This window comes from Pedobacter sp. MC2016-15, assembly GCF_026239695.1.
In the GTDB taxonomy this organism is placed as follows: Bacteria; Bacteroidota; Bacteroidia; order Sphingobacteriales; family Sphingobacteriaceae; genus Pedobacter.
The window spans coordinates 515,078-531,914 of the sequence record NZ_JAPIVS010000003.1 but is presented as its reverse complement, the minus strand read 5'-3'; the positions used below and the strand labels follow the sequence as shown (position 1 = coordinate 531,914).

Annotated in this window: 14 protein-coding genes; 8 read left to right on the top strand and 6 right to left on the bottom strand. The window is 43.3% G+C overall.

The features are described 5' to 3' along the window. Window positions 1-106 precede the first annotated feature (106 nt). The gene (locus OQY15_RS11270) at window positions 107-1,153 is read right to left on the bottom strand and encodes an alpha/beta hydrolase (protein WP_265791641.1); all 1,047 of its coding nucleotides are present in this window, start codon (window positions 1,151-1,153) and stop codon (window positions 107-109) included. Window positions 1,154-1,321: 168 nt separating this feature from the next. Between OQY15_RS11270 and OQY15_RS11265 the strand changes: the two genes are divergently transcribed. Together OQY15_RS11265 and OQY15_RS11260 are read left to right on the top strand one after the other, a co-directional pair. Beyond that, window positions 1,322-2,119, top strand: a complete 798-nt coding sequence (locus OQY15_RS11265; RefSeq protein WP_265791639.1) for a helix-turn-helix domain-containing protein — start codon at window positions 1,322-1,324, stop codon at window positions 2,117-2,119. Between the two features lie 50 nt (window positions 2,120-2,169). Beyond that, window positions 2,170-2,646: a VOC family protein gene (locus OQY15_RS11260; protein WP_265791637.1), complete on the top strand. Its 477-nt coding sequence runs from the start codon at window positions 2,170-2,172 to the stop codon at window positions 2,644-2,646. A gap of 49 nt (window positions 2,647-2,695) precedes the next feature. On the opposite strand, the gene OQY15_RS11255 is transcribed toward OQY15_RS11260, so the two are convergent. Continuing rightward, a complete protein-coding gene (locus OQY15_RS11255) occupies window positions 2,696-3,139 on the bottom strand; it encodes a hypothetical protein (protein WP_265791635.1) in 444 nt (147 codons plus the stop codon). 272 nt (window positions 3,140-3,411) lie between these two features. On the opposite strand from OQY15_RS11255, the gene OQY15_RS11250 reads away from it, so the two are divergent. The 5 genes from OQY15_RS11250 to OQY15_RS11230 all read left to right on the top strand — a co-directional run bounded on the left by OQY15_RS11250 (window position 3,412) and on the right by OQY15_RS11230 (window position 11,847). Then, on the top strand, window positions 3,412-6,591 hold the full coding sequence (locus OQY15_RS11250) for a carboxypeptidase regulatory-like domain-containing protein (protein WP_265791633.1): 3,180 nt from the start codon (window positions 3,412-3,414) through the stop codon (window positions 6,589-6,591). A gap of 631 nt (window positions 6,592-7,222) precedes the next feature. Then, entirely contained in the window at window positions 7,223-8,401 is a 1,179-nt protein-coding gene (locus tag OQY15_RS11245; RefSeq protein ID WP_265791631.1) for an acetyl-CoA C-acyltransferase, read from the top strand. Further along, window positions 8,401-9,315 carry a hypothetical protein gene (locus OQY15_RS11240; protein ID WP_265791628.1) on the top strand — a complete coding sequence of 305 codons (915 nt, stop codon included), beginning with the start codon at window positions 8,401-8,403 and terminating at the stop codon, window positions 9,313-9,315. The genes OQY15_RS11245 and OQY15_RS11240 overlap by 1 nt, the downstream gene beginning before the upstream one ends. Before the next feature lie 100 nt (window positions 9,316-9,415). Further along, window positions 9,416-10,948 (top strand): peptide MFS transporter, encoded by a 1,533-nt coding sequence (locus tag OQY15_RS11235; protein ID WP_265791626.1) that lies wholly within the window; start codon window positions 9,416-9,418, stop codon window positions 10,946-10,948. Window positions 10,949-11,118: 170 nt separating this feature from the next. Then, window positions 11,119-11,847 (top strand): polyprenol monophosphomannose synthase, encoded by a 729-nt coding sequence (locus OQY15_RS11230; protein ID WP_265791624.1) that lies wholly within the window; start codon window positions 11,119-11,121, stop codon window positions 11,845-11,847. Between the two features lie 3 nt (window positions 11,848-11,850). Here OQY15_RS11230 and OQY15_RS11225 read toward each other — a convergent pair whose 3' ends face one another. The 4 genes from OQY15_RS11225 to proS are packed head-to-tail and all read right to left on the bottom strand — an operon-like array spanning window position 11,851 to window position 15,816. Beyond that, on the bottom strand, window positions 11,851-12,357 hold the full coding sequence (locus tag OQY15_RS11225) for a YdeI/OmpD-associated family protein (RefSeq protein ID WP_265791621.1): 507 nt from the start codon (window positions 12,355-12,357) through the stop codon (window positions 11,851-11,853). Window positions 12,358-12,381: 24 nt separating this feature from the next. Further along, window positions 12,382-13,161: a TIGR02757 family protein gene (locus tag OQY15_RS11220; protein WP_265791619.1), complete on the bottom strand. Its 780-nt coding sequence runs from the start codon at window positions 13,159-13,161 to the stop codon at window positions 12,382-12,384. Window positions 13,162-13,185: 24 nt separating this feature from the next. Continuing rightward, on the bottom strand, window positions 13,186-14,325 hold the full coding sequence (locus OQY15_RS11215; RefSeq protein ID WP_265791617.1) for a cystathionine gamma-synthase: 1,140 nt from the start codon (window positions 14,323-14,325) through the stop codon (window positions 13,186-13,188). A gap of 18 nt (window positions 14,326-14,343) precedes the next feature. Next, a complete protein-coding gene (proS, locus tag OQY15_RS11210; protein WP_265791611.1) occupies window positions 14,344-15,816 on the bottom strand; it encodes a proline--tRNA ligase in 1,473 nt (490 codons plus the stop codon). Between the two features lie 93 nt (window positions 15,817-15,909). Between proS and OQY15_RS11205 the strand changes: the two genes are divergently transcribed. After that, window positions 15,910-16,830: a hypothetical protein gene (locus OQY15_RS11205; RefSeq protein ID WP_265791609.1), complete on the top strand. Its 921-nt coding sequence runs from the start codon at window positions 15,910-15,912 to the stop codon at window positions 16,828-16,830. Window positions 16,831-16,837 lie beyond the last annotated feature (7 nt).

Here is a 16,837-nt window from a genome sequence, read left to right as displayed (position 1 = left end):
TATTTTCTCGTTATACAAAACGTCAGCTTACTGTAATAACATTCCTTAAAACTCTGAAAAGCCCCGGAAATATCTCCCGAGGCTTCAACCCTTGTAATTTCAAGACTTACTTCAGCGCTTTTCTAATTTCAGCAGCAGCATGCAGCATCACAGATTGCGTTCCGGGAACTGTTGCAAGTGGGTTTAACAAACCCCAGTCGTGGATCATCCCATTATATCTTACAGAAGTTACCGTTACTCCTGCCTCATCCAGATGACGTGCATAAGCTTCACCCTCATCACGCAGTACGTCATTCTCTGCTACAGCTACGAAAGCAGCAGGTAAACCTTTTAACTGATCTTTACTTGCCTGCAGCGGCGAAGCATAGATCTCTTTTCTTGCCGCAGCATCCGGAGCATAGTTATCCCAGAACCATTTCATCATATTTTTGCTTAAGAAACGTCCTTCTGCAAATTTGTTATACGATTCTGTATCAAAAGCAGCATTTGTTACCGGCCATAACAGCACCTGCAATTTTATTTGAGGACCCTGTTTGTCTTTTGCCATCAGTGCAGTTACTGCGGCCATATTGCCCCCAACGCTATTACCAACTACAGCAAGTTTTTTTCCGTCGACACCAATTTGTGCTCCATTCGCAGCAACCCATTTGGTGGCCTCATAAATTTGGTTGATCGCTACCGGATAACGAGCTTCAGGAGATGGTGTGTAGTTTACAAAAATTGCGGCTGCACCTGAGTTAACTACAAGGTCTCTAACCAGTCTCTTGTGCGTTGGAAAATCTCCGAGTACCCAACCACCACCATGGATAAAGATAAACACCGGAAGGATGCCTTTTGCATTTGCAGGTTTTACAATATTCAGCACTACAGGTCCTGCAGTAGAATTGATTGTTTTTTCAGTTACCCTGATATCACTATAATCGAATTTTACCGATTCCTGGGCACCTTTCAATACGGCTCTCGCTTCTTCTGGCGAAAGCTCTTCAATTGGCTTGCCACCACCTGAGTTCAGTACATTCAGAAATGCTTTTACATGGCTTTCAATTTGCGGATCTTTTGCGGGATCGACTACTTGCTGTGCAAAAACGTTAGTGCCTAAAAATACTATCAATACCAGGGCTAATGCGGATTTTAAGAGTGTTTGAGTTTTCATGATATTTTAAAAATTTGTTTCTTGATTTTTGATATTCAAAGGTACTGCCGCCAGCAGCCCCACTCAATGCACGGTTGGATAAACAAACAGGACTTTTTTCCCCTGATGCCTTAATGATCAAATTAGGAATACTTATATTTCCCGCTGTGATGATAAAATCGTTATATAGTGGATATCAGGAAATATTATACACCAATCCAGCCTTCCGTAAAATTTGACACTGCGGATGTCAGTTATGTGGAGTTTCTCCCTGATGCCCGGCTGCAGCCCTACATTTATTGTTACTGGCAACGGAGCAGAACTGCTGCCATTACTGAGAATTTTACCTACCGGGTGGTGGCCGATGGTTGTATAGATATCTTTTTTGAGCAGGACAGCAGCCAACACTGTGATGTAATGGGATTCTGCAGTAAGTTTACAGAGTTTCCCCTCGAAGGCAGGTTCTGTTATACAGGAATCAGGTTTTTTCCATCAATGATTTCACAGCTTTTTGGGATTGATGCGAAAAAGCTGAGCAACAGAACTACTCCCCTACAGGATGTTTTACCTGATGCAGCGGCATTTATCACCCGGCATGTGCATGCGGATATGGATCTTCCGGAGATCAGCACGCAGCTGGACAAGTACTTTCTCCAGGTTTTATCAGGGCGTGAGATTGATCCTGACAAGAGATTTTACAACGCGTTGGAACTGATCTTCTCACATAAAGGCGTCATTGATATTGATAAGGGGCTCGATACCGGACTCAGTCCCCGGCAGCTGCGCAGGCTTTTTGAGCGAATGACCGGCACAACCGCAAAGACCTTCTCACAGGTAATACGGTTTCAATCGTTACTCAAAGAAACACAATCGGGTAAATCTGCCAGTCAGGTTTTTTTGAGTATGGGTTACTATGATCAGTCGCACTTTATCAGGGAATTCAAAAATCTTTACGGCTTAACTCCTGCAAAGGCGATGCAGATTTAATGTCCGATTATTACAATTTTCAATGATTCAGGTGCAGTACATTTGCTTTCATGATCAAGGTATTAATGACGTTCCTGCTGGCACTATGCCTGGGAACTATAGTAAAAGCACAAACAAAACCCCGGAATAAAATGAAATTAAATGCAGGAATAGTAACCACAAAGTTCTCAGAGAGCAAGGCTTTTTACACCGGGGTACTTGGCTTTGGTGTACGTTTTGAAAATGAATTTTATCTTTTGTTACATACCCCGGATGGAAATGATGAACTGAGCTTCCTCCTACCCAATCATCCCAGTCAGCAGCCCTTATTTCACAAGGCATTCCAGGGTAATGGGGTGTACCTAACGATAGAAGTTGAAGATATTGATCAACTCTACAAAGAGATCAAAGCGAAGAAGGTAGCGATCATAATCGATATCAGGGATGAGCCCTGGGGAGACCGGCACTTTGCGATACAGGATCCTAATGGAGTTGGGATCGATCTGGTGCGGTATGCAGAACCAGACATAAGTGTTTACAAACCATGAATAACAAAAAAGCCTTAGATCAATCTAAGGCTTGATGCAAAGTCTATCTTCACTCAACCTTATGATAAATCTTCCTCACACCGCCCCGCACGGTCCTCTCCAAAGTTTTGCCCTGCGACTTCACAAAAATCCGCTTTACTTCGTTTGTTAACGGATCAGTGATTCTGAGGGTAGTGTCACTTGTCTGCAACATGGCCACCTCAACCCCTTCCGGTCCATAGTTGTTCCAGTCGCCAGCAACCTTGTTTTTGTTGGGCCGCAAAGGATTATCCATTTTTGCAGCCGACCAGTGTGCGATAGTCTGCACATCAAAATGCCCATTGTCGCGCAGCTTAATTTCCAGTGTATCCCTGAAGCTATCATACTCGTCCTCACCTTCAGAAGCATACTTACCCACCAGACTTTTCTTTAATTCTTCTGAGGAAGTGCAGGCCGCAAATAAAACGCACATTACCAGGCTCGCGTAAATGCCCTTATTACCTAAAGCTTTCATAATAAATGTATTAAGATCAATAATTCAACCCTTTCTTAAATTTAAGAATTTGAAAAATGACTTGCAATAGCGATAATTGACCATTTTTTGAACCCTCTGGATCAGTTATCTTTTGAACCTCCAAACATCCCTTGAAATCAGCACGACCAGGGCGCTGCAAAACCTGATCAAACACCAAAATACTGCGATAAAATTCATTTATTAACATTAACTCACAACCAGCTTAACACTAAAGCAACATCTTCGTGCCGTAACCAATTTAACATTCAATTATGATACGAAATTTACTTGTTGTACTAGTAATGCTGTGCTTTTGTGTGAAGAACCCTGTTCTGGCACAGACTACGCAGGCCTCTATTTTCGGTGTGATCACCGATCAGGAGAAAAAACCTATTCCGGGCGCATCGGTGCAGGTGAGAAACAATTCTACGGGATTTACAACCAAGACCCTTACAGATAAAGAAGGAAAATATACTTTCAAAGAGCTTCCATTGGGCGGTCCTTATTTGGTAAAAGTTATGTTTATGGGCTTTGGCGATCAGACAATGAATGTCCTGGTGCTCAATTTTGGGGATGCGGTAAGAGCAAATGCTGAAATGCAGGAAGCTTCACAGACGCTAAAATCAGTTGAAGTTGTAGGAACAGGCCTGCAGAACAAGGTGAAAAACTTTGGGGCATCTACGGAAATCTCTGCTAAAACGATGAATCAACTGCCGATCAACGGACGAAACTTCTCAAACTTAATGGATTTATCTCCATTGAGTCGCGGAAATGGTATCGCTGGTCAGCTTGCATCCTCTACCAACTACACCATCGATGGTATGAACGCCAAGAACCCTACCTCATCAGGTAGTACAACCAGCCGTAGTGGTGCTCCCTACTCCATCTCTATCGAGGCCGTACGTGAGTTTAAAGTGGTAACGAATCAGTATGATGTGACTTTCGGAAGATCAGGCGGAGGTTCAGTAACTGCAGTTACAAAATCAGGAACCAACACTGTTAGTGGTAGTGCATTTATGTATGGCCGTGCCGACTGGTTATCGAGTCCTTATGATATCAGAGGCATCAAACGTGATAATGACTTCTCAACATACCAGTATGGTTTCACATTGGGTGGTCCGATTATCAAAGATAAACTACATTACTTTATTGGTTTGGATCACCAGAAAGATTCACGCCCACTGATCATTGCAGATGTGAATGGCGCTGAAGACGAAGCAAGATTTAGAATTACAAACAGCACTTTATCAAATTTTATTGATATCGCGAGAGCAAAATATGGTGTTGCCAATACTCCTCAGTATGGTACATTCGACAAAAAACGTGGTAGTGATGCTGCATTTGCACGTATCGACTGGCAGATTAACGACAGGAACTTGCTGACTGTTCGTGATAACTATACCAACGACAGAAACCCGCTGGGTCTGGCAGATAATACAGCTATCAACATGTATGAGAGTTATGGTAATGATAAAAACGTTGACAACAGTTTGCTGGCAACGTTACGTTCAACTATTACTCCCAAAATTACCAATGAGCTGAAAGTACAGCACTTATATACTTTCCAGGCCAGTACACAAAATGATGAATTGGGTTTTGCTATTCCCCGCGCCATCGTAAACAACGTACAATCAACTTTATCTGACGGTTCTTCTGCCGCAACGGCAATCCAGATTGGTGGTCACCGTTTTGGTCAGGAGGGTTTTACGAATAACGTATTCCAGTTAGTTGACAACTTATACTATAATACTGATAAGATCAACTTTACATTTGGTATGGACGTAATGTATACCCGTGCTAAATCCTTGTATGGCAGTGAAGTGAATGGACGTTTTGAATTTATTAATAATACAGCCGGTTCTTCACTGGACAACTTTAATAATCTATTGCCTAACAGATATTACCGTGAGGTGCCATTAGTTGCTGATCCTACTGTAAGAGCTGGCATCTGGAATGCAGCATTGTATGGTCAGATGCAAACGAAACTGGCAGCGGGGCTTGATTTCACAGGTGGTTTACGTGTGGATTATAGCGCTTATCCTACCTCGCCACTTAACCAGAGATTACTCGATGAAACTGGTGTAAGAACTGATAACAAATTAAAACAGTTCCTTGTACAACCAAGGATCCAGTTTGACTGGGATATCAACGAAAACAGAACTGACTTTGTACGTTTTGGAGCGGGTATTTTTGGATCTGACGTCAATAACTATGTAACTATTAACAACCTGACTTTTGATGGTACGCACCTTGCCACTGTGGATGTCATCAATACCGGTGTACCTACACCAAATTTTGCTGGTTACAGAAACGGTACTGCGTCTGCTCCAACCCTGGAAGCGCAGCAATTACCTACTATCAATACATATGCTGAAGATGCTAAAATACCAGTGGTTTATAAAGCAAACTTATCATACAACAGACTAATCACAACGGGATTAAGAGTGGGTATTACAGGTTATGCATCACTGGGTAGAAATAACTATATGTACGTAGACAGGAACATGGTTGCAGCTCCATTTTTCACATTACCAAATGAAGATAACAGAGGTGTATTTGTTCCTTCGATAGCGCCAAATGGTTCATCTGACTGGAAAACTGGCCGTATCAGCAACAGTTTTGGACGAGTGCTTGAGCTCAACAGCCAGGGTAAAGTAAACCAATTCGCTGTAGTGCTTGACGCAACCTGGAAATATTGGAAAGACGGTGAGATCTCTGCTTCCTATACCTGGAATGATACTAAAGATAATACCTCATACAATGGTAACGTAGCCAATTCAGCGACCCTTTCCCTTCCGGTAAAGGATGATCCAAGAAACCTGAGCAACATGACATATTCTGATAATCAGTTCAGAAATAAAATTGTATTCTACGGTACATTGCCAACTTTCTATGGTGTCAGTGTGGCTGTTCGTTATTCAGGTATTGGTGGTACACGCTATAGCTTATTGTCGGGTGCAAACAATAATGGTGATTTCGTAGGTACAAATGATTTGGCATTTATCTTTGACAGAAATAATACTAACGTTCCACAGAACGTACGTACAGGTTTACAAACTTTGCTGGATAATCCAAATGCAAGTCAGAGTTTGAAAGATTATATCAACAAATATTCTGGTCAGATCGCTCAGCGTAATGGAGGTGTGAATGATTATTTTGGCGTGGTTGATATCAGGGTTTCAAAGAAATTCAAAGTGTATAAAACACATACATTTGAAGTTTCTGCAGATATATTCAACTTTACCAACCTCCTTAATAAAGAATGGGGTGTAAACAGGAGCCTAGGTACACAGGCTTTATATGCACTGAATGGTAATGCAGCAGCAGTGCCAGCCACAACAAATTACGATGCAGCAACAAGATCTTTCAACTACCGTGTGAACAACTCAGGTGTACCAAATCCATCAGGTACTCCATACCAGTTCCAGATTGGTTTGAGATACGGATTCTAATTGCCGCGTTTGACTTAAATATTGTCTGATGCTTTGAGGCCGCCCTGTAAGAAATTATGGGGCGGTTTTTTTTTAAAAACAAATAGCCGATGCTGCATCCACACACATCGGCTATTCTAATTAACTATTATTTACCTAAACATGTCTGCCGGACGGGCGTCCGTAAAACAAGATCTTTATACTATTTATTATGTTTCCTAAGCTACTCTCCTGAGCAGTTCATGAATACTATCAATCCAGTAAGGAACAAACAAAATCAATGCCGCCCTCAAGAGCGCTTTCTTTCCTTTTATCGGCCAAAATACAGGCTGGATGATAGCAGGATAGGCTAAAACTTTTTCATCTTACGGCATGTTATCAAATGGTTATCAGTTGCTTATCATTTGTTAATTATAGACCAATGATAAACAGTTTTTTATCATTCAACAATACTGTTGAAGAGATAATTTATTCCTAAAACGAGTAAAAACGATTTTTCATTATCATTTTCACAGAATATTTTTTTCACTTTTACACCAATAACTGAAGTGGTCTTATGGTGAGGAGCCGGGAAATTGCTGAACTAAAAAAATAGCAGCCGGGCGAATTAAAAATTACTAACTTTGCCATTAACCAAATTTAATACAGATAAATGAGAGAAGTAGTTATCGTATCAGCACTGAGGACACCAATTGGTAGTTTCGGAGGTGCACTGTCAGGCTTTACCGCAACCCAGCTGGGGGGTATCGCTATCAGGGCTGCAGTAGCCCGCGCGGGTATTCAGCCGGATCAGGTGCAGGAAGTATTTATGGGTAATGTATTGTCAGCTGGTTTAGGCCAGGCACCAGCCACGCAGGCGGCTAAATTCGCCGGCTTACCGGATATTCCGGCAACTACTATCAATAAAGTATGTGCTTCGGGTACCAAAGCCATCATGCTTGCAGCACAGAGCATCGCCCTCGGCGAAAATGATATCGTGGTGGCAGGTGGAATGGAGAGCATGAGTAACGTACCTTATTACCTGGACAAAGCAAGGACGGGATACCGTCTGGGGCACGCTCAAATGATTGATGGCCTGGTTAAAGATGGTCTTTGGGATGTATATAACGACTATCATATGGGCTCTGCGGCAGAATTATGTGCTGCAACCTGTGAAATTACCCGTGAAGATCAGGACAGATATGCGGCAGCTTCTTACAAAAGGACACAATCCGCTATTGAATCGGGTAAATTTACAAATGAGATCATCCCCGTTGAAGTAACCGACCGAAAAGGTAATATTACGGTGGTTGATAAAGATGAGGATCCTTATACCGTGAATTTTGATAAAATGCCGGGATTAAAACCCGTTTTCAAAAAGGATGGAACAGTAACCGCAGCCAATGCCTCTGCCTTAAATGATGGTGCAGCTGCTTTGGTGTTAATGAGTGCTGAGAAGGCAGCGCAGCTTGGCCTGAGCGCTTTAGCGCGCATCATTGGCTATGCTGATGCACAGCAGTCGCCCGAATGGTTTACTACCGCTCCTTCTAAAGCTATCCCGCTGGCATTGAAAAGAGCCGGCAAAAATCTGGATGAGGTAGATTTTTTTGAGATAAATGAAGCTTTTTCAGTAGTTTCACTCGCTAATAACAAAGAATTGGGTTTATCCGAAGATCTTGTAAACATTAATGGTGGCGCTGTAGCGATGGGGCATCCCCTGGGTGCTTCAGGTGCACGCATTGTCGTGACACTGCTATCGGTATTGAACCAGAACAAAGGGAAAATTGGTGTTGCCGGAATTTGTAATGGTGGTGGCGGAGCAAGCGCATTGGTAATCGAAAACTTGAATTAATGAAAAAGGTATACTTATACTTTTTGATGATTTTTATCTGTACGCTCACAACAGTGACAGCACAGGTAAAACCTGATGCAGGAAAAAGTACACTTAATAAATATCAGGATACCCTGCTGCGTTATAGCAAAAGCATGTTTACTGCCACGGGGAACATCCAGCGCTTTGACCAGAATGCCAGGTTTATCAAAACGCTGGTTGCCGCTTTAAAAACTCCGGGATCATATGGTTTTGCTTTTGATTCCCTAAAAACCATCTCTATTACTGCATCGCCCGACCGGGCTTTCAGGATTTTCAGCTGGTATATTCCTACAGAGGAAGGAACTTACCGTTTCTTTGGCACGATCCAGATGGCTACTACGGACGGAAAACTGAAATTATATCCACTGATCGACGATACGGAACATTTTACAGATGATAATATCATCACTACCAACAAACAGTGGTATGGTGCCCGTTACTACGAGGTTGTGCCGCTGATTGCCACCGGACAAAAAACCTGTTACGCATTGCTGGGATGGAAAGGCAACAACAGCAAAACTTCTAAAAAAGTAATCGACATTCTGTCTTTTGATGAAAATGGGGCCACATTTGGCAAACCTATTTTTGAAGGCCCTAAAAAAACTCCCCTTAAAAACAGGATTGTCTTTGAGTATAATAAGCTCAATACGATGACACTGAGGCTCGACAAAAAAGAGCAGCTGATTGCATTTGACCACCTCGCTCCTATGGACTCGACCATGGTTGGCAATTTTGAATACTACGCTTCTGATTCCAGCTTTGATGCTTACCGTCTGGTGGGTGCTAAACTGAAACTCATCGAAAATATCGAGCTCAACAATGATGCAAACGAGCTTGACGAGTTTTATATAGACCCCAAAAAGAAGGATATCCCTGTGTCCAAAAAATTCTAATTTCCCTAATTATCAGGATAAACGAATAAAATGGATTATTTTCGCAGATTAACTGTTAAAACACCAAACTTTTTTTAATTAAATACTATAATACAACATTATGGATCAATCTGAAATCCTTAAGCCGGAGTTGCTACACGATACTCCAAAAGGCCATCCTAAAGGATTATATGTACTGTTCGCTACCGAGATGTGGGAGCGCTTCAACTACTACGGTATGCGGGCCATCCTGGTACTGTTCATGACCAAAGCCCTGCTCTTTGATAAAGCATTTGCCTCCAATCTTTACGGAAGTTATACAGGTCTCGTTTACCTTACGCCATTAATCGGTGGTTTTGTGGCCGACAGGTACTGGGGAAACCGCCGTTCTATCGTTACCGGCGGTTTGCTCATGGCACTGGGAGAACTCTTTATGTTTGCCTGTGCTTCACTCTATCAAAGCAATGCCGACCTCTCTGCTTTCCTGTTCTTTTCGGGATTAGGATTTATGATTGCCGGAAACGGTTTCTTTAAACCGAATATCTCTTCGATGGTTGGACAATTATATCCGGCAGGTGATAAACGCCTGGATGCAGCTTATACGATCTTCTATATGGGTATCAACGTGGGTGGAGCATTAGGGCCATTCATTTGCGGATATGTGGGTGATACGGGTAATCCTGCGGATTTTAAATGGGCTTTCCTTGCCGCTGCCATTGCCATGGTGCTCGGCGTACTCGTGTTCATCAATCTGAGAGATAAATATGTAAAAAACCCTGAGGGTGTACTGCTGGGTTTGAAACCCGAGCAGACCGGGAAAGAGGTATCGCCGGTATTGGTTTACCTGGCGCTGATGGTATTTTCAGGTGTGTGTGTTGGCTTATTGTATATTGATGCAAGGGTTTACAGCTATCTGAGTTATCTGCTACTGGCTTCAGTATTGGGAATCGCGTATATGATTTTCAGTGATAAAAAACTGACTGGGGTTGAGAAGAAAAAGATCTCGGTAATTTTTGTCGTTGCGTTCTTCGTGGTATTCTTCTGGAGTGCTTTTGAGCAGGCAGGAGCATCATTAACGTTTTTCGCTGAGGAATCTACACAACGGGACCTGGGCTTCTTTACAGTTCCTGCCAGCTGGTTCTCTTCATTAAACTCGGTATTTGTGGTAACTTTTGCTCCTCTTTTGGCCTGGTTATGGGTTAAGCTTGGAAAAAAAGAACCTTCTGCTCCTACCAAAATGGCTATCGGTCTGATGCTGCTTGCTATCGGATATTACGTGATTGCCATGGGTGTAGACAACGTAGGATCTGGTGTAAAAGTAAGTATGATGTGGCTGATCGGAATGTATGCCTTCCATACCTGGGGTGAATTGTGTTTATCACCAATTGGCTTGTCGCTGGTGAATAAACTGGCCCCACTGAAATTTGCTTCATTGCTGATGGCGGTTTGGTTTCTGGCCAATGCTGGTGCTAACGTACTCAGCGGGAAATTAAGTTCACTCTATCCGGATACCAAAACAACGAATTTCCTGGGTTATGAGATGCACAACCTGCATGAGTTTTTCATGCTGTTTGTATTCATGGCAGGTACAGCTTCAATCATCTTGTTTTTCTTAACCAAATGGTTACAAAGAACAATGAACACAAAAGGATAATACGATATTATTTTACTGGAAAAGGCCGTCTTATCTTATATAAGGCGGCTTTTATTATAATTAACGGCGAATACATTGCAATTAAAAATCTGTTAAAATCTTTCAGAACTTATAACCTTTCATTTATATTCAATACTTTCGCGGAAGTTTAATCAGAATTATTTTTTAAAGTGTCAGACAGCTTAATCATCATCCCTACCTATAACGAGAAGGAGAACATTGAAAGGATTATCCGCAAGGTATTTAATCTCAATTTTCCCTTTGAAATTTTAATTATCGATGACGGATCTCCTGATGGCACAGCTGATATTGTAAAAAAACTTCAGCAGGAATATTCAGGGCTGCATCTTGAACAGAGAATAGGGAAACTCGGCCTGGGGACTGCCTATATCCATGGATTTAAATGGGCTCTGAGACATGGTTATGACTATATCTTTGAGATGGACGCAGATTTCTCTCACAATCCGGAAGACCTTTACAAGTTATACCAATCCTGCGTAAACGGTGCCGATGTATCCATCGGTTCACGTTATGTAAACGGGGTAAATGTGGTTAACTGGCCGATGAGCAGAGTTCTGATGTCTTACTTTGCCTCAATGTATGTGCGCCTGATTACACGTATCAATATCCAGGATGCCACTGCAGGCTTTAAATGTTACAGGAGGATCGTGCTGGAAACGATTCCGCTGGACAAGATTAAATTTGTGGGTTATGCCTTCCAGATTGAAATGAAGTTTACGGCCATCAGGTATGGCTTTAAGGTGGTTGAAGTTCCGATTATCTTCACAGACCGTACTGAAGGAACATCTAAAATGAGCACCAAGATTTTCAGGGAAGCCTTTCTTGGAGTGATCCAGATGAAGATCAGCAGCTGGTTCAGGAATTACGACAGAAAATAACTCTCAGCTTTCTTTATTGCTCCTGATCATTGCCCCGAAATCCATTTTTTTATCCATTGCCACAACGATCTGCGTTAAACGCTTGATCCGTGTAGGTTCTGTCTTTGCGGTATTGAGCCAGTTGATATAATAATTCTGGTGCCCCTTTGGTAAGGACATAAAGTTTTCCATACAATGCTTTTCTTCCAGCAGGCAAAGTTCCAGATCAGCGGGCATCTCTACCTTGAACTCTTTGTCTTCTTCCAGCTCAAGTCGCAGGATAGCCCCCTCTTCCTTTTTCAGTTCTTTACGAAGTGCTGCCTTTAACGCAAGGATAAAGTTCCCCTCTCCCATTGGCGTCAATGCCATACCTTTGATCTCTACTGCATCCAGTCGCCCTCTCACCCGGTAACTCTTTTTACAGTCGGCTTTGATCTGCTGAGATACCGCTGCAGGAACAAATACGAAAGTCCAGCCGGTTTTTTCGCCCATCTTCTCGTAACGTTCTATTTCTGCTTCAAATACGATCATGAAAAACTAATTTAAGAATATTATCTAAAATTTCTCCTCAACACCTAAGCCAAACAGTGCAAAATCATATTTCACCGGATCCTGCGGGTCAAATTTACGCAGTTCCTCTGTGAGCTCTACAGCAGTTCTCCAGTCGGTCTGTTTGCGGTTAATCAGATGGAGCCTTCTGCCCACGCGATCCACATGTACATCACAGGGACAAATGAGGTCTGAGGGATGAATGGTATTCCAGATACCGAAATCAACTCCCAGCTCATCTTTACGCACCATCCAGCGGAGAAACATATTCAGGCGCTTACAGGTTGATTTCTGCAGTGGCGAAGAGATATGCTTGACTGTCCTTCGTGGAGCATCCGGCAGGCTGAAGAAGTATGACCTGAAATGATTGAGTGCATGCTCTGCCGTAAAGTTTTCGCCGCTGGCAAAATCATCCGGCAGGAAGGCAGCCTCCAGACTATCCGATTTGCTGTAATGGTGTTTAAAGAATGCTGTAAAATAAAGCAGATCGGTATCATTGAAGGTGCGGTGTTTAAAATCGAGCAAGCGCTTCAGGTCAGCATCACCATGATATAGCATGAAATTATAAGGATCATTATCCATGCGCTCAAAAAGCTCTGTGCATTTGTTGATAATGGTTTTGCGTTGCCCCCAAGCCAAAATTGCCGCAAAAAATGCGGCAATTTCGATATCCTGTTTTTTAGAAAACCTGTGGGGAATACAAATCGGATCATTGGTAATAAAAGCCGGCCTGTTGTACTGCTCTACCTTGTGATCCAGAAAATCTTTTAATTCTAAAAATTCCAATTCTTCTGTATAAGTTTTATGAAACTATTTCAGTGCCTGCTCCAGATCGGCCAGCAGATCGTCAATATCCTCTACCCCTACACTCAGGCGTAAAAGGTTATCCGTCACCCCTACCTTTTCACGTTCTTCTTTCGGGATGGAACCGTGAGTCATGGACGTGGGGTGATTGATCAGCGATTCTACACCGCCAAGAGATTCTGCAAGCGTGAAAACCTTGAAGGACGAAGCAACCCTGAAAGTCTCTGCCAGATCAGCATCTTTCAATGTAATTGAAACCATACCTCCGAAACCACGCATTTGCTTTTTAGCAATATCATGGTTAGGATGATCTTCGAAACCAGGCCAGTAGATCTTATCAATCTTTGGATGATTTTTAAGATACCGGGCTACTTTTTCTCCGTTTTCGCAATGTGCTTTCATCCTGAGGTGAAGTGTTTTTATCCCTCTCAGTACCAGGAAAGCATCCTGAGGCCCGGGAGTAGCACCACAGGCGTTATACACGAACCAGAGGTCTTTATATAAAACATCACTGTTGGTCAGCAGGGCACCCATCACCACATCAGAGTGTCCGCCAATATATTTGGTTACGGAGTGCATCACGATATCCGCGCCCAGATCAATAGGATTTTGCAGGTATGGCGAAGCAAAAGTATTGTCGACCGTTAAGATCAGTCCCTTTTCTTTTGTAATCTTTGCGATCCCCTCGATATCCACAACCTGCATTGTAGGATTGGTAGGTGTCTCAATCCAAACCTGTTTGGTGCTGGAATTAATATAGGGCAGGATATTCTCAGGTTTTGACAGGTCGATAAAGTGAAACTTGATACCGTATTTTGCGTAAACCTTGGTAAAAATACGGTAGGAACCACCATAAAGGTCATTTCCGGTAATGACCTCATCACCCGGCTGCAGTAGTCTCATTACAGCATCGGTAGCTCCCATTCCTGAAGAAAAGGCCAATCCATATTTCGCATTTTCCAATGCTGCCAGACATTTTTCCAATGCCTGACGGGTAGGATTTGTGCCTCTTGAATATTCAAAACCCTGGTTGTCTCCCGGGGCTTTCTGCCAGTATGTAGAGGTCTGATAAATTGGGGTCATTACCGCTCCTGTTGAAGGATCAGGTTCCTGACCTGCATGTATCGCTTTGGTTGCAAATTTCATGTTAATGCTTTTTAATAGTTAATAAGCGCGGGCAAATAAAACGCGCTGAACTGATGGTTTGCCTGAATAGATGCAAACACCATCTTCCAATGGATTATCTAAAGGAATACATCTGATCGTAGCTTTTGTTTCCTCTTTTATTTTTTGCTCTGACTCTGGCGTGCCATCCCAGTGTGCAGAAATAAAACCTGCCTTGGTATCCAGCAGTTCTTTAAACTCATCGTAAGAGTTGGCTGGAGTAATGTGTTCAGCTCTGAAATCGGAAGCCTTCTTGTAGATATTAGCCTGGATATCGCCCAGCAACTGCCCGATATACATATCCAGTCCTTCCTGACTGACAGTACTTTTCTCCCTGGTATCTCTTCTTGCCAGCTCAACGGTTTTGTTCTCCATATCCCTGCCGCCGATAGCCAGACGAACCGGTACACCCTTCAGCTCGTATTCTGCAAACTTGAATCCCGGGCGCTGTGTGTCCCTGTCATCATATTTCACAGAAATACCCAATTTCCTTAGCTTAGGTATCAGTTCATTGACGAATAATGAAATATTCTTCAATTCTTCATCATTCTTATAAATCGGAACGATGACCACCTGGATAGGTGCCAGCATTGGTGGAAGTACCAGCCCCTGGTCGTCACTATGCGCCATAATCAGCGCACCGATCATACGGGTTGAGACACCCCATGAGCTTGCCCAGACGTGTTCCTGTTTTCCTTCTTTGCTGGTGAACTTCACATCGAAAGCCTTCGCAAAATTTTGTCCCAGAAAGTGGGATGTACCAGCCTGAAGAGCTTTTCCATCCTGCATTAATGCTTCGATACAGTACGTATCCAGGGCACCTGCAAAACGTTCATTGGCGGTTTTCTTCCCTTTTACCACTGGCATTGCCATCCAGTTTTCGGCGAAATCTGCATACACATCCAGCATTTTTTCAGTTTCTGCAATTGCTTCTTCTGATGTAGCATGTGCAGTATGCCCTTCCTGCCATAGAAATTCTGCCGTTCGCAGGAACAAACGTGTGCGCATTTCCCATCTCACTACATTTGCCCATTGGTTGATCAGTAAAGGCAGGTCGCGGTAAGACTGAACCCAGCCTCTGAAGGTATTCCATATGATAGTCTCAGACGTCGGCCTGACGATCAGTTCTTCTTCTAACTTAGCTTCAGGGTCAACAATAATGTTGCCTTCGCCATCATTTTTAAGACGGTAATGTGTCACAACTGCACATTCTGTCGCAAAGCCCTCCACGTGTGCCGCTTCCTTTGAGAAAAATGACTTAGGGATGAATAAGGGAAAGTAGGCATTGCTGTGTCCTGTATCTTTAAATTTCTGGTCTAAAACGGCCTGCATTTTTTCCCAGATTGAATAGCCATAGGGCTTTATGACCATACAGCCTTTTACAGCTGAATGTTCTGCCAGATCGGCTTTTATAACAATGTCGTTATACCACTGGGAATAATCCTCGTTCTTACTTGTAATACCTTTGCTCATAATTGTTTGGAATGCTTTTTGTGTTAAATAACTTGCATCGTAGGTTACAAATTTATAAATTTATGCCTACGAAAAAAATTGTTTACACACACAATGAACTCACATATTATGAAACCTAACCATTTATTATCCAGTATGCTGGTGATTGGGGCTATTGCCCTGTCCTCCTGCGGTACTCAGCAGATGGCTCAGCAGGCGCGTAACGTCGATGACGTTTATGGTAGCAAAGCACAGGCTGTAGAGTACACGGCGCCTGTTCCGGCCCAATATTCACAAACGGTTGATAACGGTTATAACGATCAGGATGATTATTATAGCAGCAACGATGAATATGCGGACATGAGCTATTCTTCAAGAATTAACAGATTTTATTACGGTAGCCCATACAGAGGTTACTACGATTCATTTTACGGCGGATATTCTCCTTATTATTCTGGCTTAGGCTGGGGCGGCGGATGGGGTAACCCATGGTATGGCGGCGGTCTTGGCTGGGGCGGTGGTTTAGGCTTTGGCTGGGGTGGCGGTTTTGGCTACGGCTGGGGCGGTGGTTTCGGCGGCTGGGGTGGCTACGGCGGTTTCTACGATCCTTTCTTCTCTCCATGGGGCTGGGGTGGTCTCGGTTGGGGCGGCTATGGCGGCTTCTACGGTGGTTACTACGGCGGCCTTTGGGGCGGCGGACGTTACCTGAGCAACAGTACTTACAGACCAAGAGGCGGCAGGGGCTCAAGCTCGGGCTACAGCAACAGATCTGGCTACAACGGTAATGGTTCAAGGTCTTACAATGCCAATGGTGCATCAGGATATGGTGGCAGAGGCGGAAGAGGCAGTGGTGCTATTTACAACAACAACAGAAGCTCTAATGGCAGATCAAGAGGTCAGCAAAGTTACACTCCTGAAAGAAACAATTACCAGCAACAACCACAATCCAGCGGTGGCAGAACATCTGGATTTGGTGGCGGAGGCGGCTACAGCGGTGGCGGCGGAGGCGGCGGTCGCAGAGGAGGACGTAATTAATAATCTA